We start from the raw sequence: 24829 nt of genomic DNA on the forward strand, positions 1-24829 counted from the left end.
ACGGCGGCGCGCCCCGCGCGGGTCGGCTCACCGCTTCACGCAGATGCCGCCGCAGTCCGCGCCGATCGCCGGATCGCAGTCGTCGCCCGGGTCGTCGATGCACACCAGCCCCTCGGGGCACGGGCGCGCCGTGATGCCGCCGCACGCCACCGGCGCGGGCTCGGGCGTCACGCAGATGCCGCCGCAGTCCGCCCCGCCGTGCTCCGGGTCGCAGCCGTCCGACGGGTCGTCGATGCACAGCTGCCCGTCGGGGCAGTCCAGCCCCGCGAAGCCGCCGCACGCCGGCCCGGGCTTCGGCTCCACGCAGATGCCGCCGCAGTCCGCCCCGCCGCGCTCCGGGTCGCAGTCGTCGCTCGGGTCGTCGATGCACACCAGCCCCTCGGGGCACGGTAGCCCCGCGATGCCGCCGCACGCCGGCCCGGGCTTCGGCTCCACGCAGATGCCGCCGCAGTCGGCCCCGCCGTGCTCCGGGTCGCAGTCGTCGCTCGGGTCGTCGATGCACTCGAGCCCGTCGGGGCACGGCAGGCCCGCGAAGCCGCCGCACGCCGGCGACGGCGGCTTCGGCTCGACGCACACGCCGGGGCAGTCGGCCCCGCCGTGCTCCGGATCGCAGTCGTCGGCCGGATCATCGACGCACTCGAGCCCATCAGGACAGCCCGTCCCGAGGAACCCGCCGCACGCCTGAGGGCCCGGCGGGTCCGTCGTTCCTCCGGTGTCGCCGCCGCCTCCCCCTGGGTCGCAGCCCACGAGCCCGATCACGATCAACAAGAGCCCTAGTCCTTTGTGGCGCATCAGAACCTCCGCATTGTGCTTGTCCGAAATCCGGCGCGGCCACCAGCGCGGCGGCCGCGCCGCGAGCCTATCGCGCGGGCGCTGCCGACGAGGACGCCCCCGGTGTGATCGTCCGCGCCACCTGCAGCGCTGCTGCGGTCTGCGCTCTCGAGCTGCGCGTCGTTCGAGGGCGGCGTCCCACCATGCGCCCGCCCTGAGGCAGCTTCGGTGCCACTGGAAATCGCTGAATTTCGCGCGGAGCTCTCGACGTCGAGCGCGATCACCGCGATCGGGATGTCTTGCTGTGTGGCAGTTGTGCCAACGGCTTGACGGGAGGATCTCGGGGCCTCGAGGGCGGAGGCCCTTCCCGTGGGGGGCATGGATGGCGCGCCCGGTCGGCGCGCAGGAGGCGCGCCGACCGGGCGCGGGTCACGAGACGCGGTCGCGGGGCGCGGCCGCTGCCGCGGTCAGAGCGACGCGTCGAGCCGCTCGAGCACCGCCCGGATGACCGGCGTGTAGCCGAAGTCGCCCAGCTCGCTGTCAGGATCGTTCGTCTGCGCCGGGCAGATCGAGCCCGCGATCGCCTGATCTCCGAGGCTCTTGAGCACCCGCAGCTCGCGGATGCCGGGGTAGGCCTTGGCCTTGATCTGCGTCGTCGTCCGCACGCTGGGATCCGCCGGGTCGTTCCCCTGCTGCGGCGCGCACAGCGGGTTGTCGGTGGCCTGGCCCGCGATCTCCCTGCAATCGCAGCTCTGAGTGTTCCCGGCGCATTCGCGCTCCTCGACGTCGAAGATGCAAGCGTACTGGAGGTCGCCGGTGCCGCCCCCCGGGATCGTGTACTCGCGGCCGTTGATCGCGTTCCACCCCGTGGCGCTCGGCGGGACGATCGCATCGCCGGTGATCGGGTTCGCGCCCGCGCGCGGCGCCATCGACTCGATCATGAACGGGTCCGCGGGCGGGACGTTGTTCGCCGGATCGCCGACGACGAGGTCCCAGACGTTGTTGGAGCTGCCGGGCAACGTGGAGCCGAGCTCGGCGGCGCTCTTGAGCCCGCCGACCGGATTGCCTTGCTCGTCGAGGCCCGCGTCGAGGTCAGGGACCCCGAGGGCGTTCTGGCGCGCGAGGTCCTGCCACGGCACCCCGACGATGCCGGTGAAGATGACGTGCTGCGGCCCGCGGGTCAGGGTGTTGCCGTCGTCGGGGTGGGTGAAGATCGGGTTCGGCACGAGGTCTCCGGCCCGCGTGGCCACGTACGGCGACGAGAGCGCGTTGGTGTAGCGCTCGAGCGGGTAGAGGAAGTCGAACCCGAAGCGGCGCTTCTGGTCCCAGCACCGCGAGTTCACCGGGTCCTCGGACGCGGAGAGCCTGGCGGGGAAGCCGTCGGAGCCCGTGCAGGCCGGGTCCGGGGGGCACCCGTCCTGGTTCTGGCTGCAGGACTTGCAGCACGCGTGGTTCGGGTCGATGGCGCACTCGCTCCGCGGCCGCCAGAGCCTGAAGCCATTTCTGGTCTCGGCGACGAGGTAGTTCCTGCCTTCGTCCCGGATCGAGCAGTCGTTCTCGTCGGAGAGCATCACGATGAGCAGGAGCGAGTCCGGCCGGAGGAAGTTCCGCCGCTGGGTCAGGAGCGTCTCATCGACCCCCATCGGCGTGGCGACGTCGCCTCGGATCTCGATCCGCTCGTAGGGCTCGGGATCGGCGAGGAAGCGGTACATGCTCTCCAGCGGCGCCTCGAAGCCGCACCCCGCCTGTCCGACCCCGGCCACGATGGCGCTGAGCTTGCTGTGAAGCGTCGTGACATCGGAGTCCCCTGCTGGATCGTGGGCTCCGGCCGGATCCCACACGAGGAAGCCCCTGTCCTGGTAGGTCGGCAGATCGTTCGAGCTCGACTCGTTGGAGCGCGCGAGGAGGTGGGCCATGTCGACGTTCGAGGGGGACGTCATCGCGGGGCAGGCGCTCGACCCGTGGCCGCCGAGGCTGCTGCTGATGACGCCGATGTGCATGTCGTGCACCGGGTTGCGCACGCGCGCGGTGCCCGCCGGGCACGCCTCGAACCCGGTCGCGGGCTGCTCGGCGTCGCTCACCGGCACGCCGCTCGGGTTCACGCAGATCGGGTTGACGATGTTGGACACGAGGTCGGCGGTCGCCAGGCGCAAGATCTGCTGTTTGTCCGCCATCGAGCCGGAGTTGTCGACCACGAAGAGGACGTCGACCTTGTCCGCCGTGAACTCCGGCCAGTCCACGTTCACTACCCCCGAGGCGCTGCTGGTGACGACGCTGCTGGAGCTGACGGCGACGTCGCTCCCGCCGACGCCGCCTCCGCCGCTGCCGCCGACTCCCGAGCTCGACGACGAGCTGGTGTTCGCCCCTCCGAGCGAGATCTCCACTTGACATGCGGCGAGCGACATGGCGCTCACGACGACAAAGGGCGATACGGTCCTCAAAAGCCTCGATGACATGGCTCCTCCATGAGCGGCCCCGAGCGCCGCCGCCGAAAGCCTGCTGTGACAGAGCGTGAAGGGGCGCTCGCCCCGCCCCCCATTTCAAAAAAGCATCTCCCCCACAACAAACGTCCCACGCCCTCCCCCTCCCCCACCCGCACCCAAGACGCCCCCTCCGCAAAAACCGAGCCCCCCGATCCAAGGATTCAAATCGCGCAGACACTAAGCACGCAGCCCCCCGGCGCTCTCCATGCCTCCGCGCATTGCTCCCCCCATCGCTCTGCCGCGCATCGCGCCCCCCCTCCCCTCCTTCCAACCAGCGCATCCAGAGGGGGGCTATTCCGCACAGGAGACGGGCCCATATCGGCGTTTTCGGCGCACAGGCGTACTCCTGTACGCCGAGCACCGAAAACGTCGAGATGGGCCCGTATCCGAAGCGGAATCGCCCCCCTCTATTGGGTGAAGGAGTGGAGGCGGGAGACGTGGGGGCTGGAGGGGTAGGCGCGGAGGAACGCCGATGCGCGCTGCGCCGCGGCCGCGCGCTGGCCGCTGTGCCAGAGCGCTTCGATGGTGAGCGCCTCTCGCTCCTGGGCCAGCGCGCCGCCCGGGAAGCGGAGCCGCGCCTGCTCGGCGATGACCAGCGCGCCGGCGGCGTCGCCGCGCCGGAGCGCCGCGCGCGCGTCGGCGAGGAGCGTCAGCTCCTCGCGCAGCCGGCTCTCTCGCGAGGCCGCCGGGCTGGCGGCCCCGTCCGCGAGGGCGGCGCCTGCGGCTTCCGGCGCGGGCGTCCCTTCCGCCTCGGGCGCGGGCGTGCCTTCCGCCTCCGCGGGCGCTGCCTCGGCGACCTCGGCCCCGTCCGCGGGCGGCGCGCTCGCGACGCGCTCCCGCCGCGGTGCGTCCGGCCTCGCGGGAGCCGCGGCCGTGCGGGGCCTGGCCGGCGCGAGCGACCGGTCCGCCACCGGCCGCGCCGCCTCGGCCGACGCAGGCGCTTCGGCCGGCCGCGACGCCTCGACCGGCGCAGGCGCTTCGGCCGGCCGCGACGCCTCGGCGTACGCTGCCGGCCCTTGCGCCAGCTGCGCCGCCGGGGGCGCGACCTCGACGACCTGAGCCGGCGGCGCCGCGCTCGGCGGGGCCACGACGGCATAGCCGGCGAGGAACAGGCCCCCGCAGGCGGCGCCGAGGAGCATCGACTTCACGATGCCCGCGGCGCCCGCCGCGCCCGCGGCGGCGACCGCTGCCGCCGCGCCGGCGGTGCCGGCAGCGCCGACGCCGCCCGCAGCGCCCATCGCGCCCGCAGCGCCGACCCCTGCGGCCGACGCCACCTTGCCCGCGGACGCAGCGGCGGCGACCTTGCCCGCGGACGCGGCGGCGACCTTGCCCGCCGACGTGGCGGCGGCGACCTTGCCCGCGCCGCTCGCGGCAGCGCTCGCCGCGCCCCCCGCGTTCGCGGCAGCGCTCGCCGCGCCCCCCGCGTTCGCGGAGAGCGCCCCTCCTCCGGCGCCCTGGATCCCGCCGAGCGAGGCCGCTCCGGCGAGGCCGAGCTGCGCCGCCATCGCGGCCCACACCCGCTCCTGCGCGCCGTCCGGCGGGTCCACGGGCGGAGCTGCACGGAGGAGATCGCGCTCCGTGTCGAGCGCGCTCACCTCGGCATCGAGCCAGCGCACGGGATCGCTCATCGCTCCCCTCCCGCGCGCTTCCAGAGGGAGCGCCGTTCGACCCCCGGCAGGGGGAGGACGATCGAGGAAGGCCCTGGCGGCGCCGGGCCCCGCTCGAGGGCCGGGAGCCCGGCGTCGACGGCCGCCGCCTTCAGCACAGGCTGCGATTTCGTGGGCGTGGCCCCGCCCACGCGGAACTGGTCGCGCGCGTTCAGGCGCACGACCGCGCGGCGGAACGCGTCGCGCGCGAGGCGCAGGCGCGAGTAGACGGTCCCCAGCGGGACGTCGAGCAGCTCGGCGACCTCTTCGCCGCCCATGCCGTCGAGCTCGAAGAGCGTGAACACGGCGCGTTGCTCGAGGGGCAGCTCGTCGAGGATGGCCTCCAGGAGCTCGATCGCCTGGCGCCGCTCGGCCTCGGCGCCCACGTCGGCCCGGTCGTCCGCGCAGTCGAGCAACGGCTCGTCATCGTGAGCGCGCCGCCTCATGTGCGCCAGCTTGCGCCGGTCACGGGCGACGTGGAAGCAAATACTGTAAAGCCAAGTTGTAACTTTTGAGCGGTTCTCGAATTCCGGCAACCGCCGATGGACGACCAGGAAGACGTCCTGAACCGCGTCGGCGGCGTCGCTCTCGGGCACGCCGAGGCGTCGCAGCGAGCGCCAGACGAACCGAAAATGCTGCGCATAGACCTCTCCGAAGGTCATTCTGTCCTGCCGCTCTTCGCCATGCTCACCCCGTCTGTGGAGGGTCTCCTGCCTCGCCATCAGAAAATCGACACGCGGGCGCTCAGGCCGACGAGCAACCCCACCGGCGACGGGTCGAGCGCGGGGTCGTCGGTGACGGCGGCGCCCGCCTCGGCGCCGGCGCGGCGCTCGATCGTGACGCGCGCCCGCACGACCGGCGCGAGGAGCGTGGCGCGCGCGGCCCACCCGAGCGCGCGCGTGCCGAAGAGGGGCCCTTCCGCGAGGGCCGAGGCGCCGAGGGCGAACCAGGGTGCGGCGGCCTCGCGGTCGGGGTTGAACCCCTTGCCTGCGCCGTGGACGGCGCCGAGCAGCGACACGGCGCAGGCCGAGAGCCGGAAGCCGTCGAGCTCGCCGAGGAGCGTCGCGCAGCCGCGCGCGGTCGCGGCGACGAGGCCGACGGAGACGGCGCCCGGGGCGATCTCGATGTCCTGACGCGGCAGCCACACCGCGCCGAGCCCGGCGGACCAGGCGCTGCGCCGCAGGGAGACGTCGGCGACCGCGGCCGGCCGGAACAGATCGAGCATGCCGACGGTCCCCGCGGCGCCGAGCTCCAGCGCGACGTCCCCGCGCGGCGCCTGGGGCGGCGGGCGCGGCGGCGGGACGGCGATGGGGGCTGGCGGGGGGGCGGGCGCGGCCGGGGGCGGGGCGGGAGGAGGCGCCGGCTGGCTGTCGAGCAGGATGGCGACGGTCAGCGCCACCGCCTCGACGAGCTCGTCGCAGGTCGCGCCCGCCTCGGACGAGAGCTGCCGGGCTCGTCCCCCCGCCTGGAGGACAGCGGTGTAGGTGGTATCGGTGCGGAGGAAGTGGACCTCGAACTCGGGTGCAACGCCGGCGATCGCCGGAGCGGCGGGGGCGCCGGCGCTGCTGGGTACGCCGGCGCCCGCGGGGGCGCCGCCGGCGGCTGCCGGCGCGCTGCCCGGGCCTGCCGGCGCGCTGCCCGGACCTGCCGGCGCGCTGCCCGGACCTGCCGGCGCGCTGCCCGGACCTGCCGGCGCGCTGCCCGGGCCTGCCGGCGCGCTGCCCGGACCTGCGGCGGCGTCGTCGACCCCCGTGGGAGCGCCGCCCGAGCCTGCCGGTCCGCCCGCGCTCGCCGGCTCGACGGCGCGTCGGTTCATCACGCGCTCGATCGCGGCGGCGAGCGACGCCGCATCGGGGCAGTCGGCCGCCGAAGGCGCCCGGTGGACGGCGAGCCGAGGGAGCGGCGGGGCGCCCAGGGCGACGCGCGACGAGCCGAGGGAGACGGCGCACAGGGCCAGGACGGCGCACAGCGCACCCCGGCGCGAGGGATGAGGGCAGGTCACGGGGGCTCCCATTACCGCAAGGAACGGCGTAAGCGGAATTAGGACGCGCGGGCCGCGACGGCCTTGGGCCGACGCATCGCGATCTCGAACGGCCACGGCCGCCGATCCGCCCCGGCCAGGCAGACGTGACGAAGCAGGAATGCAGCGGCGCTCGCGGCGCCGCGCGCGTCCGAGGAGGGCGCCGCCGCTCCCGCGCGCGACGACACGCCGCGCGATCGCGGGGACCGGCGACGCGGGCCGCGAGCGCCGCGCGCGCAGGATCGGAGCCGGCCGCGAGCACCGCGCGCGCAGGATCGGATAGAGTGGCGCCCCATGAACTCCTACGATCTGGTTACGTGCACGAGCTGCTACGGCGAAGGCGAGATCAACACCGACGCCGGCCCCTTTCTGTGCAAGGACTGTCACGGGAACGGCCGCATCTATCCGACCGGCGAGCAGATCGAGGAGCGCATCCGCGAGATCGAGGTCGACCTGGAGCGCCACCCGCTGGAGGCGCGGCCGGAGACACGGTGGCTCGTGTTCGAGCTGCGGCGCACGCGCAAGCTGCTCTGGCAGATCCGGTCGCTCTGCGAGGAGACGGAGGGCGACGCGGAGAGCGCGCTCCTCGTCAAGGTCCGCGACCTGGCCGACGCGGTCGTCGCCCCGAGGAGCCCGGCGCTGCCGCGCGAGATGCTCCCCGAGGACGGCTGACGAGAGGTCCCACCGGACGGGCGATCGCTCGCGCGAGGCGCCCTCGCGCTCCTGCTCGATCGCGACGCGCGGTGCCCCGATGCCTGCCCTCTACCCTGCCCTCCTCGGCTCCGCGTGGGCCGCGCTCGCGCCGTCGGTCCGGGCGCTCCACGCGGGCGGCGCGCGCGCCCGCGGCCGCTTCCGCGTGCGCCGCGGCCGCGGGCTCGCGGCGCGCCTGCTCGCCGCCCTGCTGCGCATGCCCGCGGCGGCGGAGGACGTCGTCGTGACGCTCGCGGTCGAGCCCTCGGGCGACGGCGAGCGGTGGATCCGCGCCTTCGGCGGCCGACTGCTCTGCTCGTCGCAGTGGCGCTCGGGGGATCTGCTGGTGGAGGCGCTCGGCCCGATCCAGTGCTGGTTCCGGCTCCGGGCCGAGGGCGGCGCGCTCGTGTTCGAGCAGGCGCGGTCGACCTTCGGGCTCCGCGGCTTCGGGCTGCCGCTGCCCCGCTGGCTCGCCCCGCGGGTCGAGGGGCGGGCCGAGCCCTCGCGCGACGAGGTCCGCGTCGACGTGCGGATCTCCGCGCCGATCGCCGGGCTGCTCGTCGCGTACGAGGGCCGCGTGGCGGGCGAGGAGCGAGGCGCGGCGCCCTCCGCGCGCGCCGTCGCGCCGCCGCCGGCGCCAGGCGCGCCGCCGCCAGAGGGCGCCGCGTGATCACGGCGCTCGTGCTCCTCGCCGTGCAGGGCGCGCTCGGCGCGTTCGACACGCTCTACTACCACGAGTGGCGCGCCCGCCTGCCCGGCGGCGTGCCCGGCACCGCGCCCGAGCTCGTGCTGCACGGCGCCCGCGATCTCGTGTACGCGGTGCTCTTCGCCTCGCTGCCCTTCGTGCGATGGGAGGGGCTCGCCGCGTGGGCGCTCGCGGCGCTCCTCCTCGTGGAGATCGCGATCACGCTCCGCGACTTCATCGTCGAAGACGAGGTCCGGAGGCCGCTCGGCGGCGTCTACCCGGGCGAGCGGGCGATGCACGCCGTGATGGGCATCGTCTACGGCGCCACCCTCGCGCACCTGCTCCCCGAGCTCCGGCGCTGGTCGCTCGCTCCCACCGGCTTTTCCCGCTGGGACGCGCCGCTCGCCCTCCGCGTGATCCTGCCGCTCATGGCCGCCGGCGTGCTGCTCTCGGGGCTGCGCGACCTCGGCGCCGTCTACGGGCCTCGCTGGCTCCGCTTCCCCTGGGGGCGCGCGTGAGCCGGCGCCCGCGCCGCGCGCCGCCCCGTCAGCCCTTCACCGCGCCCGCCGTGAGCCCCGCGAGGATCCGGCGCTGGAAGACCAGCGTCAGCACGACCAGCGGCACGGTCACGACGATCGACGCCGCCATGGTCTGCCCCCAGGGGATCTCGTAGAGCCCGCTGGTCGTCGTCGAGAACGCCTGGATGGCGTAGGTCACCGTGCGCTTGTCCGGCGTCTGGGTGAACGAGAGCGCGAACAAGAACTCGTTCCAGGCGGCGATGAAGGCGAGGATGCCGGTCGTCGCCATCCCGGGGACCGACAGCGGCAGCATGATCCTGGTGAACACCTGCCACGGCGTCGCGCCGTCGACGTAGGCGGCCTCCTCGATCTCGCGCGGGATCGCCTTCAGGAAGCCGGTGAGCACCCAGACCGTGAAGGGGAGCGTGAAGATGAGGTACGTCAGGACCAGCGCCGGCAGCTGGTTGTAGAGCTTGAAGAAATTGATCATCTCGAACAGGGCGCCGAGGACGGCGATCTGCGGGAAGATGGTCATCGCCAGGACGACGTAGAGCACGGCGCTGCGCCCGCGGAACCGGAACCTCCCGAGCGCGTAGGCGGCCAGCGAGCCGACGGCGAGCGAGAGGGCCGTGACCGAGACGGCGACGATCACGCTGTTCAAGAGCGCCGTCTGGAACTCGCCGTTGTCCAGCACGAGGCGGTAGTTCTCGAGCGTCGGGCGCCCGGGCCAGTAGCGGACCGGGGTCGTAAAGAGCTCGTCGTCGGGCTTGATGGAGGAGACGAACGCCCAGACGAACGGGAAGACGGTGAACACGACGACCGCGGCGACGAGCAGGTAGAACAGCGCCCGCAAGGCGCGCTGCGCCGGCGAGCGCTGCACCCCCGAGCCCAGCGAAGAACCTGAAGGACCGTTCATCTCACGCCTCCTCGGTGCGGAACACCGCGAGATAGATCAGGATGAACACGGCGATGATCAGGAAGAGGGCGACCGAGATCGCCGAGCCGTAGCCGATGTTCGAGACGCTGACCAGCGTCTGCTGGGCGTACGTCGCCATGGTCTGCATGTCCGGCCGGTTGCCGAACATGACGAAGAAGACGTCGAACACCCGGAGCGCGTCGAGCGTGCGGAAGATGAGCGCGACCAGCATCGAGGGCTTGAGGAGCGGCAGGGTGATCCGGGTGAACTGCTGGAGCGGCGTCGCGCCGTCGACCCGCGCGGCCTCGTAGAGATCGCTCGGGATGAGCTGCAGCCCGGCGAGCAGGAGGAGCGCCATGAACGGCGTCGTCTTCCAGATATCGATGATGGCGACCGCCCAGAAGGACACGTCGGGATCGGCGACGAAGGCGACGTTGCGCGGCAGGACGCCGAGCCGGTTGACGAGGAGATCGTTGAAGACGCCGTAGACGTCGTTGTACATCCACTTCCACATCTGGGCGGAGATGACGGTCGGTATGGCCCAGGGGATGAGCATGGCCGCGCGCACCGCCGAGCGCCCCTTGAACTGGGAGTTGACGAGGAGCGCGACGCCGAGCCCGAGGGCGAGCTCGCTCAGCACGGTGACGACCGTGAAGAAGACCGTGAGCAGGACCGCGTCGTGGAAGTAGCTGTCCTGCACGAGGTCGACGTAGTTCTGCGCCCCGACGAGCGTCGCCGGCTCCCCCGTGCCGAGGCGCGCGTTCGTGAAGCTCAGGTAGAACGTCTGGGCCAGGGGGTAGAGGGCGACGAAGGCGACGACCACGAGCGTCGGCAGCAGGAACAACCAGGCGCGCCGCTGGCGCCGCTTCTCGAACGACGCGCTGTCCGCGCGGGGCGCCGCGCTCGTGGCCTCTCTGTTCTCCGGCGTGCTCATGGGACGATCCGTTCTCGCGAGGTGGTGTGGCCGGGAGATCTCGGGCTCCGACGCCGCCCGCCGCGGCGCGGCGTGCGGCGTGCGGCGTCGAAACCCGGGCGACGCGACGGCGCCGGGTCAGCGGAGCGCGCGCGTGAGGCGCTGCTCCACCTGCCCGAGCACCGCCTTCGGCTCCTTGCCCTGGAGGACCTGGCTCACCCCCTGGAAGAACGCGATCGACGCCTCGTTGTACCGGGCGCCGGTGCTGTTCGAGGGGCGCGGCACGAGCGCGATGTCCTTCGCGTTCGCCAGGAAGGGCAGCGACTTCACCACGTCCGGGTCCTGCTGCACCGACGGGATGGTCGGGATGAACGAGCCCGCGGTCGCGCGGAACTTCTGCGCCTCGGGGCTCGTCATGTAGCGGACGAACTCGATGGCCGCGTCCTTGTTCGGCGAGAACTTCGAGACGGCGAGCTGCCACCCGCCGACCGTGCCCGAGCTCTTCTGGCCGGGCTCGTGCGGCAGCGGGCCCGCCCCGAACTTGCCCTTGATCGGCGACTTGTCGGCGTTGCCGGCCGCGTAGGCATAAGGCCAGTTGCGCATGAAGGCGGCGTGGCCGCCCTGGAACGTGTTGCGGGCGTCCTCCTCCTCGTAGCTCGTCACGCCGGCGGAGGAGATCGAGCCCACCCAGCCCTTGGCCCGCGCGAGCGCCTTCTGGGCGCCCGGGTTGTTCACGGTGATCTTGCCGTCCTCGATGATCGCGCCGCCGCCGTGCGAGGCGATCCACTCCAGCGCGTTGCAGGTCAGCCCCTCGTAGGCCTTGCCCTGCCAGACGAAGCCGAGGAAGTTCGGATTGCTCGCCCGCTCGCCGTCCTGGATCTTCTTCGCCATCTGCTCGAGCTCGTCCCACGTCTCCGGCGGCTTCTTGTAGCCGTATTTCTCCAGCAGATCGGTGCGGTAGTAGAGCAGCCCGAAGTCGGTGAACCACGGCATCGCCACGAGCTTGCCGCCCACCGTGTTGTTCCGCACGATGCTCTCGATGTGCTGCTTGGCGGCCTCGCCGAGCTTCTCGTTCAGGTCGACGAGGTTCTGCGCGAAGGCGCCGGGCCAGATGACGTCGAGCATCATGACGTCGACGTCCCCGGACTGCGCCTGGAAGAGGCGCTGGTAGACAGCGTACGTCTCCGTCGCGTCCTTGGGCCTCGGGATGATGGTCACCTCGATGCCGGTGTCCTGCTGGAACTGCTTGACCATCACCTTGTCGAGCTCGGCGCCCACCCCCAGCGGCTCGCTGTAATATTTGAGCTTGCTTCCAGCATGCTTCTTCGCCTCGGCGGCGTTCGGCACCGCGGGGGGCTGCGCCTTGATCGCCGTGTCGCCCGGCGCCTCGGCGACCGCGGTCGTGGCGGCCGCGGTCGTGGCGGCGGCGGGAGGGCGGCTCTCGCCGGCAGGCGGGCTCTTGTCGCCGCGACAGGCGCACAGCCCGACGACGAAGAGGAGGAGCGCTGTGGCTCGCCACGCGCGGGGGTCATGTTGCCGAGTGGGGTCCATCGCAGGATCCTTTCTGAGCTCAGTCCTGAAGAATTTCGACATGCCCGGGGCCTCGGAGCTATCGAGACACGCCGCTCCCGAGCGCCGCGAAGGTGAAGCCCGCGGAAGCATCGAACAATTGCGCGCTCCGGGGCAAGGGATCTCATGCGTCGCTCCGCAGGCGCCGAGAGCGAGCGCCCTCGGATCACACAGAGGACGGAGCACCGCTCTCTGTGCTGACGGCGGGTGGCGCGGCCGCGACAAGGCGTTTGGCGAGCGCGACAGTCGGAGATGAGACGCGGGGCGAGGTGCGCGGGGCTTCGCGCGGCGAGCGCGCATCGTTTGCGCGAAGCAGGACGCGCGTCCGAGAGCGCCATTTCAGCGGCCGAACGCCGCGCCCTCGGGCCCTCGGCGCGGGCTGCTTTGCGCTTGCGGAGCCTTTCCGGAGGCGGTAGAGCCGATGCTGCGCGGCCGGCGCTCGCGATCCGGCATGGAGCCGCGGGCTCTCGGCCTGCCGGTCCCAGGCTGGTCCTGCCGGGCAGGACGAGCCCGAACCGACCTGCGCACCGCTGTGCATGACCCCCCTCACGCTCTCCTCTCCGGCCGACGCCCCCCGCCTCGCGGCACGGCTCGTCGCCCGCACCGTCCGGCTCGACGCTGACACGCTCGCGAGGATGCCCGGCGGTATCTCGTCGCTCGCGGGGGACGGCGCGCGCGTCTGGATGCACCCCAGCGCGCAGCTGATCGCCCACGGGGTCGCCGCCCGCCTGGAGCTGCCGCACGGCATCGAGGGCGGCGTCGCGTGGATCCAGGAGGCGCTCTCGTCGATCGCCGCCTCCGACGCCGTGGGCCGCCCGGGGTGCGGCCCGGTGGCGCTCGGCGCCCTGCCGTTCGACCGGACCGAGCCGGCGGCGCTCGTCGTGCCGGCCCAGGTCGTCGGCGTGGCGCCCGACGGGACCGCGTGGGTCACCACCGTCGGCGAGGGCGCCGCCCCCGCGCCGCACCTGGAGCGGGCCGAGAGCCACCGGCGCTCGCCCGACAGCTTCACCCTCAAATCGGCGCTCCCGCACGAAGAGTGGTGCGGGCGCATCGCGCGCGCGGTGGCCGACATCCAGCACGGGGACCTCTCCAAGGTCGTGGTGGCGCGCGCGGTCGACGTCGAGGCGAACCGGCCCATCGTCGTCGAGGAGGTCCTGCGCCGCCTCACCGCGCTCTACCCCTCGTGCGCGATCTTCCACGTCGACGGCTTCCTCGGCGCGAGCCCGGAGCTCCTGCTCTCGCGGCGCGGCCGCGCCGTCTCCTCGCACCCGCTCGCCGGCACGTACGCGGTCTCGGCCGACGTCGACGCCGATCGCCGGTTCTCCGAGGTCCTCCGGAAGTCGGCCAAGGACCAGCGCGAGCACCGCTTCGTGGTGGAGGCCGTCGCCGCGGCGCTCGCCCCGGAGTGCGCGTCGCTCGACGTCCCGAGCGAGCCGTCGATCCTGAGCCTCCGCAACGTGATGCACCTCGGCACCCCGATCCACGGCCACCTCAAGGAGGCGGCGCCGGACGCGCTCACGCTCGCCGCGCGGCTGCACCCGACGCCCGCCGTGTGCGGCACCCCGCGCGCCGCGGCGGAGGCCTGGCTCAGCGCGCACGAGGGCATCCGCCGCGGGCTCTACGCGGGGCTCGTGGGCTGGATCGACGCCCGCGGCGACGGCGACTGGTTCATCGGCATCCGGAGCGCGACCGTCGACGGCGCGCGCGCCCGCATGGTCGCGGGCGTCGGGGTCGTCGCCGGCTCGAGCCCGGAGGCCGAGCTGGTCGAGACGCAGCTCAAGCTCCAGGCCATGCTCGCCGCCATCATCCGCCCGTGACCCCAGGGCCGCCGCCCGGGCGCCTCACCCGCGCCCCGCGCCGCGCCGGCGGGGCCGCGCTTTCGGCCGCCGCGCGGGCCCGGAGGGGAGCTTCGCCGTGAAGACACTCCTCATCGACAACTACGACTCGTACACCCACATCCTCGGGCAGTACCTCTGGGAGGTGAACGGCGAGGAGCCGCTCATCGTCAGGAACGACAGCCTCTCGCTCGCCGAGATCAGGGACCTGGCGGTGGACGGCATCGTCCTCTCGCCCGGCCCCGGCCGCCCCGAGCGGCGGGCCGATTTCGGCGTCTGCATGGATGTGATCGAGGCGCTCGCCGACACGCCGATCCTCGGCGTCTGCCTCGGCCACCAGGGGCTCGCGGCGCGCTTCGGCGGGCGCGTCCAGCACGCGCCGCGGGCGATGCACGGCAAGGTCTCGGAGGTCGAGCACGACGGCACCGGGCTGTTCGAGGGCGTGCCCAGCCCGTTCCAGGTGGTGCGCTACCACTCGCTGATCGTCGGCGACGACGCGCTCCCGCCCGAGATCGAGGTGACCGCCCGGACGCGCGGCGACGGGCTCATCATGGCCCTCAAGATCAAGGATCGGCCGCTCTACGGCGTGCAGTTCCACCCCGAGTCGATCGGCACGGAGCACGGCAAGAAGATCCTCGCCAATTTCCGTGACATCGCCATGGAAGCAGCCCGCGGCCGGCGGGCTCCGCGCGCCGGCGCGCGCGCGCCTTCCGCGCTGGGGGGCGCGCAGCCGCGCGGCCGCGTGCGGCACGTCCGGCTCCCCTGGGTCGACCCCGAGCGGGCCTTCGCCGGCCTCTTCGCCGCGGCGCCGTACGCGTTCTGGCTCGACTCGAGCGCGGCGGGCCGCGACGGGCGCTTCTCGTTCATGGGGAGCGCGACCGAGGCCATCGAGAGCCGCGGCGCCGCCGCGACGCGCTGGAGCGCCGGCGGCCCCGAGGGCCTCCTCACCCCGGCCATGTCCGAGGGGAGCCCGTTCGCGGCGCTCCGGCGGGAGCTCGCGTCCGTGTCGCTCGAGCCGAGCGGCCTGCCCTTCCACTTCACCGGCGGCCTCGTGGGCTACCTCGGCTACGAGCTCAAGGAGCACCTCGGCTTCGGCGCGTCCGCCCACCCGCGCCGCGCGCTCCCGGACAGCGCGATGATGATCGCGCGGCGGCTCCTCGCCTTCGACCACGTCGAGCGCGCGGTGTACGCGTGCGCGCTCGTCGCGGACGAGCCGCCGCCGCCCTCGCCGCCCTCGCCGGAAGCATGGCTCGACGAGATCGCGGCGCGCCTCCAGGGCCTCCCGGCCCTCCCGGAGCTCGCCCTCCCGCCCGTGCCGGAGGGCTTCGCCGATCGCGTCGCGCACGCGCCGCGCCTCTCGCGCAGGGAGCACCTCGACGCCGTCGAGGCGATCCTCGGCGAGATCCGGGAAGGCGAGACGTACGAGGTGTGCCTCACGAACGAGTTCCGCGTGCGGACCTCGGTGGACCCGTTCGCCCTCTACCGCGTCCTGCGCCGCACGAACCCCGCGCCGTTCTCGGCCTACCTCCGGCTGCCGGACGGCGCGGTGCTGTCGTCCTCGCCGGAGCGGTTCCTGTCGGTGGACCGGGAGCGGCGCGTGCGCAGCGAGCCTATCAAGGGGACGCGGCCGAAGGGCGCCACCGAGGAGGAGACGCTGGCCCTGCGCCGCGATCTCGCGACCAGCGACAAGGACCGCTCCGAGCTCCTCATGATCATCGACCTGGTCCGCAACGACCTCGGTCGGGTCTGCGCCATGGGCTCGATCGAGGTCGAGGAGCTCCTGCGGATCACGGAGCACGCGACCCTGCTCCAGCTCTCCTCGGTGATCACCGGCGCGCTGCGCGAGGGCCGCTGCGCCCTCGACGCGCTCGAGGCGTGCTTCCCGGGCGGCTCGATCACCGGGGCGCCGAAGCACCGGACGATCGCGATCATCGACGCCCTGGAGCGGCGCGCGCGCGGCGTGTACACGGGCTCGATCGGGTACCTCGCGTACGAGGGCCCGATGGACATGAACATCGCCATCCGGACCCTCGTCGCCGACGGCGAGGGGGTCAGCTTCGGCAGCGGCGGCGCGGTGGTCGCGGAGTCGAGCCCGGAGGCCGAGTACGAGGAGGTCCTCGTCAAGAGCTTCCCCCTGCTCCGCGCCGTCTACCTCGCGGAGCGCGTCGCGGACGCTGGCCGAGCGCCCGGGCCGTGCGCGCGCGCGATGGGCGTCGCGCGCTGATGACGTGCCCGACGAACCCGTGCGCGCGGCGAAGAAGCGGGTGCGGCGCGTCTGCCGCGCCGCGTATACTCGCCGCGCAGAAGGAGACGTGGTCGTGAAACGAGAGAGCAACATTACGCGGAGGGGCGTCGCGGTCCGGCGGGAGGTCGAGGACCTCGCCGTCGACGGCGCGATCCAGCCGATCGTCGAGGCGCTCGACAGCCACCTCGGCGTGGTCCTGGCGTCGAGCTACGAGGTTCCGGGCCGGTACACGCGCTGGGACATCGGCTTCGTCGATCCTCCGCTCGTGCTCGTCTCGCGCGGCCGAGACTTCCGGTTCACCGCGCTGAACGAGCGCGGGCGCGTGATCCTGCCGGCCATCGAGGAGGCCCTCCGGGGCTACGAGCCGCTCGAGGCCGTCGAGCGCCGCGCGGACGAGGTGGTCGGCGCGGTCCGGCCGGCGGGCGAGCGGGTGCCGGAGGAGCTGCGGAGCCGGCAGCCGTCCATCTTCTCGGTGCTGCGGCGGATGATCGAGCTCTTCGGGGTCCCGGGCGATCCGCTCTTCGGGCTCTACGGCGCGTTCGCGTACGATCTCGCCTTCCAGTTCGAGCCCATCCGGCTGCGCCTCGAGCGCCCGGCGGACCAGCGGGATCTCGTCCTCTACCTCCCCGACGAGATCGTCGCCGTCGACCACCGCCGCGAGCGGGCGACGCGCACGCGCTACGAGCTCACGTTCGGCGATCGATCGACCGAGGGGCTGCCGCGCGACGGCGCGACGCGGCCCTACGTGGGCGCCCACAGCGCGCCGCCGAACGAGTACGCGCCGGGCGAGTACGCCGCGCTGGTGCGGGTCGCGCGGGAGTCGTTCAAGCGGGGCGATCTCTTCGAGGTGGTCCCGGGCCAGACGTTCTACGAGCCATGCCCCGTCGCGCCCACCGAGCTGTTCCAGCGCCTGCGCGAGCGCAACCCGGCGCCTTACGGCTTCCTGATGAACCTCGGCGAGGCCGAGTACCTGGTCGGCGCCTCGCCGGAGATGTACGTCCGCGTCGAGGGCAACCGCATCGAGACGTGCCCGATCTCGGGCACCATCCCGCGCGGCAGCGACCCGATCGCCGACGCGGCGCAGATCGCGCGCCTGCTCGCGTCCGCGAAGGACGAGTCGGAGCTCACGATGTGCACGGACGTCGATCGCAACGACAAGTCCCGCATCTGCGTGCCGGGGAGCGTGCGCGTGATCGGCCGCCGGCAGATCGAGATGTACTCGCGGCTGATCCACACGGTCGATCACGTCGAGGGGCGGCTGCGCGACGGGTTCGACGGGCTCGACGCGTTCCTGGCGCACACGTGGGCGGTCACGGTCACGGGGGCGCCGAAGGCCTGGGCCATGCAGTTCATCGAGGATCACGAGCGCTCCCCGCGCGCGTGGTACGGGGCCGCGGTCGGGCTCATCGGCTTCGACGGCGGCATGAACACGGGGCTGACGCTGCGCACGATCCGGATCAAGGACGGCGTGGCGCAGGTCCGGGCGGGCGCGACGCTGCTCTACGACTCGGATCCCGACGAGGAGGAGCGCGAGACCCACGTCAAGGCGTCGGCGCTCATCGACGCGATCCGGAGGCCGCGCGGGGTGCCCACGACCGCGCCGGCGGCGATCAACCCGGTGCCGGGGGGCGGCCTCAAGGTGCTGCTCGTCGATCACCAGGACTCGTTCGTGCACACGCTGGCCAACTACCTCCGGCAGACGGGCGCCGAGGTGGTGACGCTGCGCGCCGGCTTCCCGCACACGGAGCTCGACGCCTACGCGCCCGATCTCGTGGTGCTCTCGCCGGGCCCTGGGACGCCGAGCGATTTCGATCTCTCGGGGACGCTCTCGGCGCTGCTCGAGCGGCGGTTGCCGGTGTTCGGCGTCTGCCTGGGCCTGCAGGGGATGGTCGAGCACTTCGGCGGCAAGCTCGGCGTGCTCGACTACCCGATGCACGGCAAGGCCTCGAAGGTGCGCGTGCTGGGCGGGCGCATCTTCGAGGGGCTGCCGCGCGAGTTCCACGCGGGGCGCTACCACTCGCTCTACGCGCTGCGCGACGCGCTCCCCGCGTCCCTGAAGATCACGGCGGAGACCGAGGACGGGGTCGTCATGGCGATCGAGCACGCGGAGCTGCCGATGGCCGCGGTGCAGTTCCACCCCGAGTCGATCCTCTCGCAGGACGACGACGTGGGGCTGCGGCTCGTGCGCAACGCGGTGGCCGAGCTGCGCCGCGGGGCGCGCGGTGAAGCGGTGAAGCGTTAAAGCGGCGCCGGGCCGGGCGCCTCGATCGCCCGGCACCGCGAGAGGGAGTGAGCCGCGCGGCGCACCCCCTCTCGCGGGTCGGCTGAACCGATTCAAACCACAAAATGAAAAAGCGCCGCCGGGGCCTCGGGGGGGGAAAGGCCACGCCAGCGACGCTGGGCTGCCTTAGAGCACCGAGCGTGCCATGGCGTGATTCCGTCGTCGTCGGGCATTTCGCAGGGTTATCCGGGGCGATCGTTTCGCTTCTGCAATTGCAGCGCTGCACGCCTGCAAACACGGGGCGCCGCAAGGACAGCCATGCGGCGCCGGGGAAAGCTCAGGTCAGCAATCGCTGGCTCTCCTTTCGCTGTACAAAGACACCCTTGCTGTAAGCCATGAAGAACCCGAGCCGCAGGGCATTGCGCTCCGTGGGGATACCGGGGCTCGCGCTGATGCACGCCAGGCGACGACCCCGCTCGCGCACCCGCTCGAGGCGGCGGACGATGAGCAGCTGCTGAATGCCGCGCTCGCGGAACCGGGGGAGCACCGAGGCGCCGAAGAGCGCGGCGCCGTCGCCGGCGATCTCCACGCTGCCGCCGCCGGCGGGCTCGCCGTTCACGAGCGCCAGGTACGAGTCGCAGCCGGGCTGCGCGACCACGCGGCGGGTGATCTCGAAGAGCGCCGGCGTGATCGGCTCGTCCTCGGCCCGGAAGCCGCTCGTCGACACCTCGATGAACACGCGGACCTGCGCCTCGTCGCCCGGATCGACGCGCGCGATCTCGAGCCCCGCGGGGCCGCCGTGCGGCACCAGCGCGCGGAGATCCTCGTCCGGCGCGATCTCGCGCGCGAGCACGTTCTCGAACTCGCGCAGCACGAACCCGCGCTCGGCGAGGCCGCGTACCAGCGACTCGTGCGCGAAGGGACAGACCTGGATCTGCGGCTCCATGTCCCGCGCCGCGTAGAACGCCACGAGGCGATCGAGGTCCTCGTTGGAGACGGGCCCATCGAGCCCGAGCCCCGCGGCGAAGTTGCCCCAGGAGCCGTCTCCATCGAAGGCCATCCACCCGCCCGCGATGGGCTCGGCGCAGGCGACCACGGAGGAGGTGCCGAGCGCCAGCCGGCGCTCCTCGATCCGCGCGATCTCGACGTACGAAAGCTTCGGCATGGGCGTGTACCTCATCGGAATCGGAGAAGACGGAGATGAGAAGAGCTCGCGAGACACGGCGCCCACCATCCTAGTACCTCGCCGCCCAGGCGGCCCGCCCCCTCCGGCGCGCCGCCGCCCGGCGATCTCCGCTCGCGCCTCCGCGGGCGTTGCGATTATGCTGCGCCGCCATGAGTAGGATCTTCCGTTCACTTCCCCCGGCCGGCACCCACCTCGGGATCGCGTTCTCGGGCGGGCTCGACACGCGGTGCGCGGTGGCGTGGCTCTCGCGCAACGGGCTCAAGGTGCACGCGTACACCGCCGATCTGGCGCAGCCGGACGAGGACTCCCCCGGCGACATCCCGCCGATCGCCCTGCAGCACGGCGCCGTCTCCGCCAAGCTGGTGGACTGTCGCGACGCGCTCGTCCGCGAGGGCATCCTGGCCATCCAGTGCGGCGCCTTCCACCTCTCGACGGGCGGCAAGAAATACTTCAACACCACGCCGCTCGGCCGCGCGGTGACCACGACCGCGATCGTGCGCGCCATGCGCGACGACGACGTCCACGTCTTCGGCGACGGCAGCACGCACAAGGGCAACGACATCCAGCGGTTCTATCGCTACGGCATCTTCGTCGACCCCTCGCTCAAGATCTACAAGCCCTGGCTCGACCCGAAGTTCGTGGGAGAGCTCGGCGGGCGCAAGGAGATGAGCGAGTACCTCGAGCGCCACAGCCTGCCCTACCGCATGGGGACGGAGAAGGCGTACAGCACCGACGCAAACGTGCTCGGCGCGACGCACGAGGCGAAGGATCTCGAGCACCTGAACACCGGGATCAAGATCGTCCAGCCCATCATGGGCGTCGCCTCCTTCCGGCCGGAGGTCGCCATCGAGGCCGAGACGGTCACCCTCGGGTTCGAGCGCGGCGTCCCGACGACGATCGACGGCAAGCGCTACGGCTCGCTGTTCGAGCTGTTCGTCGAGTGCAACCGCATCGGCGGGCGCCACGGGCTCGGCATGAGCGATCAGATCGAGAACCGGGTGATCGACGCGAAGAGCCGCGGCATCTACGAGGCGCCGGGCATGGCCCTGCTCCACGCCGTCTACGAGCGGCTCCTGTCCGCCATCCACAACGAGAACACCCTCGACGTGTACTTCACCCAGGGCCGCCGCCTCGGGCGCCTGCTCTACGAGGGCAAGTGGTACGACCCCGAGGCCATGATGCTGAAGGACGCGCTCTCGCGCTGGATCGCGCCCGGCGTCACCGGCGAGGTGACGCTCGAGCTGCGCCGCGGCGACGACTACAGCATCCTGAACACGCGCGCCGACTACATGGCCTATGCGCCGCACAAGCTCTCGATGGAGAAGGTCGAAGAGGCCTACTTCACCCCGGAGGACCGCATCGGCGCGCTCGAGCTCCAGAACCTGTCGGTGACGGACAACCGTCAGCTCCTGATCCACCTCATCGAGAGCACCCAGGCCCTCGGCCCGGGCGGCGCCCCCGCCATCGGCGAGCTGCTCGGCGGCGACAAGCCGAAGGAGTGATCGGGCGAGGCGGCGCGCCGCCTCTCTCTTCGCCGGGCGCGCGCGTGTTCACCAGCGCGCGCGCCGCCTCTCCACCGGAGCTGCCCGGCTGCTCACCCGTAGCTGCTCACCTGAAGCTGTTCACCTGAAGCTGTTCACCGGAACCGGAACAAGCGTCCGGGCGATCCCCTCCCGTGCCACGCGGGGTTGCGCTCGGCCCGCACCTGGGTCACCAAGTACGGGCGAACACCGGCCCGCCACGAGCGGTGCCGGCCCAGGGAGGTGGTCATGAAGACGCTCATCATCCAGGCGCTCGCCGCGGGCATCGCGGTCCTCATCGGCGCGAAGCTCATGCCGGGCGTGCGGATTCGCAGGACCCAGACGGCGCTCGTCGTCGCCGCCGTGTTCACGCTGCTGAACCTCCTCCTCGGATGGCTCGTGAAGTTCCTGGTCGCCGTGGCGCTCCTGCCCGCCGCCATCCTCACGCTCGGCCTGGCCTACCTCTTCTTCGGCCTCGTCGTGAACTCCGTGCTGCTCTGGGCGACGGACAAGCTCATCGACGACTTCGAGATCCGGGGCTTCGGCTCGCTCTTCGGCACGGCCGCCCTGGTCTCCTTCGCCGGGTGGCTCCTGCCGCGCATCCTCTGATCGGCCCCGACCTCCCGGCCGACACGGACCGCAAGGACAGCGGGCGGAGCCGCGGCGCCCGCCGGCCGCGGCGCTCCTCGCCGAGGGCCTACCAGCGGTGGTGAACCGCCGCCCGCAGCCGGCGATCGTAGATCTCGCGGATCTTCGCCATCGTCTCCGGCGGCAGGGCCGGCAGGTCCGCCGCGCTCGCGTTCTGGTCGACCTGATCGGGCCGCTTCGCCCCGGGGATCACGCACGTCACCGCGTCCTGCATGAGGATCCAGCGCATCGTCCACGCGGCCATGCTCACGCCGGCGGGCACGAGCGGGCGGAGCTCCTCGACCACCTCGAGGCCGAGGTTGAAGTCGACCCCGGAGAACGTCTCGCCCTTGTCGAACGCGGCGCCCTCGCGGTTGAAGTTGCGGTGATCGTCGGCCGCGAACGTCGTCGCGGCGCTCATCTTGCCGGTGAGCAGCCCCGAGGACAGCGGCAGCCGCGCGAGGATCCCGACCTGACGGCGCTTCGCCTCGGGGAAGAAGAGATCGGCCGGGCGCTGCCGGAGCACGTTGTAGATGATCTGCACCGACTGGACGCCGGGATACTCGATCGCCTTGAGCGCCTCTTCCACCCGCTCGACGCTGACCCCGTAGAAGCGGACCTTGCCCGCCTTCACCAGCCGATCGAGGGTGTCGAACACCTCGGGCCGATAGTAGACGTCCGTCGGCGGGCAGTGCAGCTGGACGAGGTCGAGCGCGTCCGTCTCGAGGTTCTTCAGGCTGCGCTCGATGAACGCCGTGAGGTTCCCCTCGCTGTAGCTGTCCGCCGTGTGCGGGCTCAGCCGCCGGCCCGCCTTCGTCGCGATGACGATCTCCTCGCGCCGCTCCTGCCGCAGGCGCGCGAGCAGCCGCTCGCTCCGGCCGTCGCCGTACACGTCCGCGGTGTCGAAGAAGTTCACGCCGCGATCGACGGCCCGGTGCAGCGCCGCGATCGACTCCTTGTCATCGACGTCGCCCCAGGTGCCCCCGATCGCCCAGGCGCCGAAGCTCACCGAGGAGACGCGGAGACCCGTTCTGCCAAGAGGTCGATATTCCATGGCGGCGCATACAACCAGATTTTTCCGCCCCCGGCGAGCGCGCCTTTCCGCCGGCCCGCGCGCGCTCAGGCGGGCTCGAACCCGCGGCGGCGGTGCGCGCGCTTGCTCCGCTCGACGAGCGCGACGAGCTCCTCGCGCGTGACGCCGAGCCGCGCCGCGGTCCGGTGCGCGAGCGACGTCCGGGCGACCCCGTCCACGAACTGGTACGTCGGCCACTGCTGCGCGTCGAGCTCGACCTGCAGGAACACGAGCCGATCGACGGGCCGCTCCCGCTCGAGCCGCGCCGCGAGCTCGAGGAAGTGCGTCGTGATGAAGGCCTGGGGCCGGAGCTCCGCGAGCAGCGAGATCACGAGCTGGAAGATCTCCTCGCCCTCCGACGGGTTCGTGCCGGAGCAGAGCTCGTCGAGCACCACCATGTCGCCGACCTGCATCGCCTCGAAGAGCGACCGGATGCGCAGGAGCTCCATCCCGAGGCGGCCCTCGCTCTGGTCGGCCTGCGCCTGCTCGATCAGCGACACGAAGAGCCCGTGGCACGACGACAGGCGGGCCTCCGCGGCCGGCACGAAGAAGCCCGCCTGCCCGAGCATCTGGGCGAGCGAGAGCGCCTCGAGCAGCCGCGTCTTTCCCCCCGAGTTCGGCCCGGTCACGATGACGGTGGCGTCGTGGCGCTCGGTCGCGATGTCGCACGCGACGATGCTCGCCGAGGTCGCGAGCAGGAGCGGGTTGAAGAGCCCCTTGAGCGCGCGCCCGGCGGCCTCGTCGCGCGCGGCGCCGGGCCAGGCGAGCTCGGGCAGGCAGACGGCGAGCCCGGCCGCGCGGGCGCGCTCGCGCAGCGCGAGGCCGGCGAGGTAGAACTCGAGATCTCCGAGCAGCTGCACGAGCGCGACGAGATCGTCCTCGATGCCCTCGAACACGCCGTTGACGTAGCGGGTGAGCAGCTCTTCGTCGCTGAACCGGTATCCCCGCCACAGCATCACGAGCTTCGTGACCACGCGCCCGATCGGCGACTGGTAGAAGCGGTTCTCGCTGTTCTCGCGGATCGACAGGGCGCGGAGATCGCGGACGTGGCCGTCGGAGCCGACGCGGATCCGGACCTCGAGCGTCGCGAGCTCCTCGTCGTACGCGAGCAGGTCGGCGAGGCGGCGGTACGCCTCGGTCTCGCGCACCGCCGCGCCGAACGCGGGGAGCCGCGCGAGGCCGGAGCGGGCGCCCGCGAACCCGTCGGCGAGCGCGTCGAACGCCTCCTTCGCGGCGACGAGGATGTCCAGCCGGCGGCGGCTGCCCTCCCGGCGGGAGATGGAGATCGCCTCCAGCTGGCCCACCCAGCGGCGCAGCGCCGCGTAGGCGCGCGCGAGGTCGCGGCGCAGCGCCTCCGAGCCGGTGAGCTCCCGGAAGATCTCGCGCCGGAGCTCGACCGTGTCGCGGTCGCTCGGCGGCTGGGAGAGGGCGCGGCCGAGCAGCGCCGGGCTCGGGATGCGCGTGCGCCCCTCGCTCGTGAAGTGCAGGCAGCCCACGATGAGCTCCTGGAGGAAGACGTGCTGCGCGAAGCGGGCCGGGTCCCAGGTCGACGCGGGCAGCGACGCCGACTCGACGTGCCGGTCGAGCGCCCCCGCGGGCGCGCCGCCCGCGAAGGCGAACGTCATCGACTCCTTGACGGCCCGCGCGTCGACCCGGAGCGCCGGCCGGTGGCAGAGGAGGTCGGGCGCGGCGCGCTGACCGGGCGAGGCGTCTTGCAGGACGGGTTCCGGCGGCGCCGCGCTCACGATCTCGAGCCTACGATGGGTCGGGCCGGAGCGCTCGTCCGGCGTCCGGCGCCGCCGCTCTGCGGTGGTGAGGGAAGGTCTCGGCATGGCGGTCCCGACACGCGCGCCGCGCGGTTGTTCCCGGGCGGCCGGGATCGACCGCGTTCATGGCACGGCGCCTGCCTGGG

The 24829-nt window shown here is 72.8% G+C and carries 19 protein-coding genes; 8 read left to right on the forward strand and 11 right to left on the reverse strand.

All coding sequences use genetic code 11. The features are described from left to right. Nucleotides 1-27: 27 nt before the first annotated feature. The 5 genes from WMF26_RS30645 to WMF26_RS30665 all read right to left on the reverse strand — a co-directional run bounded on the left by WMF26_RS30645 (nt 28) and on the right by WMF26_RS30665 (nt 6902). Nucleotides 28-792, reverse strand: a complete 765-nt coding sequence (locus tag WMF26_RS30645) for a hypothetical protein (RefSeq protein ID WP_437995584.1) — start codon at nt 790-792, stop codon at nt 28-30. Between the two features lie 446 nt (nt 793-1238). Next, the gene (locus WMF26_RS30650; RefSeq protein WP_437995585.1) at nt 1239-3227 is read right to left on the reverse strand and encodes a hypothetical protein; all 1989 of its coding nucleotides are present in this window, start codon (nt 3225-3227) and stop codon (nt 1239-1241) included. A 434-nt stretch (nt 3228-3661) separates the two neighbouring features. After that, nucleotides 3662-4870 carry a hypothetical protein gene (locus WMF26_RS30655; RefSeq protein WP_437995586.1) on the reverse strand — a complete coding sequence of 403 codons (1209 nt, stop codon included), beginning with the start codon at nt 4868-4870 and terminating at the stop codon, nt 3662-3664. Nucleotides 4871-4878: 8 nt separating this feature from the next. Then, nucleotides 4879-5562 (reverse strand): RNA polymerase sigma factor, encoded by a 684-nt coding sequence (locus WMF26_RS30660; RefSeq protein WP_437331928.1) that lies wholly within the window; start codon nt 5560-5562, stop codon nt 4879-4881. A 59-nt stretch (nt 5563-5621) separates the two neighbouring features. Beyond that, nucleotides 5622-6902, reverse strand: a complete 1281-nt coding sequence (locus WMF26_RS30665; protein ID WP_437995587.1) for a hypothetical protein — start codon at nt 6900-6902, stop codon at nt 5622-5624. A gap of 312 nt (nt 6903-7214) precedes the next feature. On the opposite strand from WMF26_RS30665, the gene WMF26_RS30670 reads away from it, so the two are divergent. The 3 genes from WMF26_RS30670 to WMF26_RS30680 all read left to right on the forward strand — a co-directional run bounded on the left by WMF26_RS30670 (nt 7215) and on the right by WMF26_RS30680 (nt 8813). Further along, nucleotides 7215-7592 carry a hypothetical protein gene (locus WMF26_RS30670; RefSeq protein WP_437933965.1) on the forward strand — a complete coding sequence of 126 codons (378 nt, stop codon included), beginning with the start codon at nt 7215-7217 and terminating at the stop codon, nt 7590-7592. A gap of 79 nt (nt 7593-7671) precedes the next feature. Then, nucleotides 7672-8280 carry a DUF4166 domain-containing protein gene (locus WMF26_RS30675; RefSeq protein ID WP_437995588.1) on the forward strand — a complete coding sequence of 203 codons (609 nt, stop codon included), beginning with the start codon at nt 7672-7674 and terminating at the stop codon, nt 8278-8280. Continuing rightward, nucleotides 8277-8813 carry a hypothetical protein gene (locus WMF26_RS30680; protein WP_437995589.1) on the forward strand — a complete coding sequence of 179 codons (537 nt, stop codon included), beginning with the start codon at nt 8277-8279 and terminating at the stop codon, nt 8811-8813. Before WMF26_RS30675 ends, WMF26_RS30680 begins: the two co-directional genes overlap by 4 nt. A gap of 28 nt (nt 8814-8841) precedes the next feature. Here WMF26_RS30680 and WMF26_RS30685 read toward each other — a convergent pair whose 3' ends face one another. The 3 genes from WMF26_RS30685 to WMF26_RS30695 form a co-directional block, all read right to left on the reverse strand. Next, a complete protein-coding gene (locus tag WMF26_RS30685; protein ID WP_437995590.1) occupies nt 8842-9729 on the reverse strand; it encodes a carbohydrate ABC transporter permease in 888 nt (295 codons plus the stop codon). A 1-nt stretch (nt 9730) separates the two neighbouring features. Next, nucleotides 9731-10663 carry a carbohydrate ABC transporter permease gene (locus WMF26_RS30690; RefSeq protein WP_437995591.1) on the reverse strand — a complete coding sequence of 311 codons (933 nt, stop codon included), beginning with the start codon at nt 10661-10663 and terminating at the stop codon, nt 9731-9733. A gap of 117 nt (nt 10664-10780) precedes the next feature. Beyond that, complete coding sequence (locus tag WMF26_RS30695) at nt 10781-12193, reverse strand: ABC transporter substrate-binding protein (protein WP_061629827.1); 1413 nt, start codon at nt 12191-12193, stop codon at nt 10781-10783. Nucleotides 12194-12747: 554 nt separating this feature from the next. Here WMF26_RS30695 and WMF26_RS30700 point away from each other — a divergent pair. The 3 genes from WMF26_RS30700 (at nt 12748) to WMF26_RS30710 (ending at nt 18533) form a co-directional block, all read left to right on the forward strand. Further along, complete coding sequence (locus WMF26_RS30700; protein WP_437995592.1) at nt 12748-14028, forward strand: isochorismate synthase; 1281 nt, start codon at nt 12748-12750, stop codon at nt 14026-14028. A 97-nt stretch (nt 14029-14125) separates the two neighbouring features. Further along, nucleotides 14126-16270: an aminodeoxychorismate synthase component I gene (pabB, locus tag WMF26_RS30705; RefSeq protein WP_437995593.1), complete on the forward strand. Its 2145-nt coding sequence runs from the start codon at nt 14126-14128 to the stop codon at nt 16268-16270. An 88-nt stretch (nt 16271-16358) separates the two neighbouring features. Beyond that, nucleotides 16359-18533 (forward strand): anthranilate synthase component I, encoded by a 2175-nt coding sequence (locus WMF26_RS30710; protein WP_437995594.1) that lies wholly within the window; start codon nt 16359-16361, stop codon nt 18531-18533. Between the two features lie 316 nt (nt 18534-18849). Here the strand turns inward: WMF26_RS30710 and WMF26_RS30715 are convergent, their stop codons facing one another. Continuing rightward, nucleotides 18850-19677: a GNAT family N-acetyltransferase gene (locus WMF26_RS30715; RefSeq protein WP_437995595.1), complete on the reverse strand. Its 828-nt coding sequence runs from the start codon at nt 19675-19677 to the stop codon at nt 18850-18852. 170 nt (nt 19678-19847) lie between these two features. Between WMF26_RS30715 and argG the strand changes: the two genes are divergently transcribed. Together argG and WMF26_RS30725 are read left to right on the forward strand one after the other, a co-directional pair. Next, nucleotides 19848-21200, forward strand: coding sequence for an argininosuccinate synthase (gene argG / locus WMF26_RS30720; RefSeq protein ID WP_437995596.1), 1353 nt, complete (start codon nt 19848-19850; stop codon nt 21198-21200). 267 nt (nt 21201-21467) lie between these two features. Beyond that, the gene (locus WMF26_RS30725) at nt 21468-21827 is read left to right on the forward strand and encodes a phage holin family protein (RefSeq protein ID WP_061626556.1); all 360 of its coding nucleotides are present in this window, start codon (nt 21468-21470) and stop codon (nt 21825-21827) included. Nucleotides 21828-21915: 88 nt separating this feature from the next. Here WMF26_RS30725 and WMF26_RS30730 read toward each other — a convergent pair whose 3' ends face one another. Together WMF26_RS30730 and WMF26_RS30735 are read right to left on the reverse strand one after the other, a co-directional pair. Next, on the reverse strand, nt 21916-22899 hold the full coding sequence (locus tag WMF26_RS30730; protein ID WP_437995597.1) for an aldo/keto reductase: 984 nt from the start codon (nt 22897-22899) through the stop codon (nt 21916-21918). A gap of 65 nt (nt 22900-22964) precedes the next feature. Next, nucleotides 22965-24749 carry a MutS-related protein gene (locus WMF26_RS30735; RefSeq protein WP_437995598.1) on the reverse strand — a complete coding sequence of 595 codons (1785 nt, stop codon included), beginning with the start codon at nt 24747-24749 and terminating at the stop codon, nt 22965-22967. Between the last annotated feature and the right edge of the window lie 80 nt (nt 24750-24829).

The sequence above is a fragment of the Sorangium sp. So ce185 genome (genome assembly GCF_051526825.1).
Classification (GTDB): Bacteria; Myxococcota_A; Polyangia; order Polyangiales; family Polyangiaceae; genus Sorangium; species Sorangium cellulosum_D.

Coding starts and splice junctions, on each gene's coding strand:
- WMF26_RS30645 (WP_437995584.1), bottom strand. CDS start 792: ATGCGCCACAAAGGACTAGGGCTCTTGTTGATCGTGATCGGGCTCGTG.
- WMF26_RS30650 (WP_437995585.1), bottom strand. CDS start 3,227: ATGTCATCGAGGCTTTTGAGGACCGTATCGCCCTTTGTCGTCGTGAGC.
- WMF26_RS30660 (WP_437331928.1), bottom strand. CDS start 5,562: ATGACCTTCGGAGAGGTCTATGCGCAGCATTTTCGGTTCGTCTGGCGC.
- WMF26_RS30670 (WP_437933965.1), top strand. CDS start 7,215: ATGAACTCCTACGATCTGGTTACGTGCACGAGCTGCTACGGCGAAGGC.
- WMF26_RS30675 (WP_437995588.1), top strand. CDS start 7,672: ATGCCTGCCCTCTACCCTGCCCTCCTCGGCTCCGCGTGGGCCGCGCTC.
- WMF26_RS30685 (WP_437995590.1), bottom strand. CDS start 9,729: ATGAACGGTCCTTCAGGTTCTTCGCTGGGCTCGGGGGTGCAGCGCTCG.
- WMF26_RS30690 (WP_437995591.1), bottom strand. CDS start 10,663: ATGAGCACGCCGGAGAACAGAGAGGCCACGAGCGCGGCGCCCCGCGCG.
- WMF26_RS30695 (WP_061629827.1), bottom strand. CDS start 12,193: ATGGACCCCACTCGGCAACATGACCCCCGCGCGTGGCGAGCCACAGCG.
- WMF26_RS30700 (WP_437995592.1), top strand. CDS start 12,748: ATGACCCCCCTCACGCTCTCCTCTCCGGCCGACGCCCCCCGCCTCGCG.
- WMF26_RS30715 (WP_437995595.1), bottom strand. CDS start 19,677: ATGCCGAAGCTTTCGTACGTCGAGATCGCGCGGATCGAGGAGCGCCGG.
- argG (WP_437995596.1), top strand. CDS start 19,848: ATGAGTAGGATCTTCCGTTCACTTCCCCCGGCCGGCACCCACCTCGGG.
- WMF26_RS30725 (WP_061626556.1), top strand. CDS start 21,468: ATGAAGACGCTCATCATCCAGGCGCTCGCCGCGGGCATCGCGGTCCTC.
- WMF26_RS30730 (WP_437995597.1), bottom strand. CDS start 22,899: ATGGAATATCGACCTCTTGGCAGAACGGGTCTCCGCGTCTCCTCGGTG.
- WMF26_RS30735 (WP_437995598.1), bottom strand. CDS start 24,749: ATGCCGAGACCTTCCCTCACCACCGCAGAGCGGCGGCGCCGGACGCCG.